This is a genomic window from Pseudoalteromonas sp. S1609 (assembly GCF_005887255.1).
Taxonomy (GTDB): domain Bacteria; phylum Pseudomonadota; class Gammaproteobacteria; order Enterobacterales; family Alteromonadaceae; genus Pseudoalteromonas.
Map to the genome: position 1 here is coordinate 1 of NZ_PNDJ01000144.1, position 404 is coordinate 404.

The window sequence follows — 404 nt, forward strand, 5'->3', positions numbered from 1 at the left end:
CCTTTCACCGCTTCATTTAGTCTTACAGGCTACGAAGTTCCCTCAACTACTCCCTTTCTTTATACTTCAAGATCAGGTTCTGATTTAAGCTCTGGTTCTGCTTCAAGTTCAGGCTCTGCTGCAATTTCTGGCTCAGCTGCAACCTCTGGCTCAGCAAAAGATAAAGCGATAGATTCTACATCTTCACTATTTAACTCTTCTTGCGCGTCAGTTAAATCTTCAATTGAGTCCGCCAATGCATGATCTATTTCAGAATCATGAACATCACTTTCAGGTTGTTCAGTATCTAGTACATCGTCAATATCTACTTCGTCTTCATCAACTAAGCTGTCGATATCTGGCTCTTCAGTTTGAGCTTCAGTAGTTGGTTGCTCAGCATCAAGCAATTGGTCAATATCAACTTC

1 protein-coding gene is annotated in these 404 nt (G+C 41.1%); it reads right to left on the reverse strand.

Going from position 1 to position 404, the window contains the following annotated elements; all coding sequences use genetic code 11:
- Positions 1–59: 59 nt before the first annotated feature.
- Positions 60–404: hypothetical protein (locus CWB76_RS19120; protein WP_502704771.1), on the reverse strand; the 345-nt coding region annotated here is incomplete at its 5' end.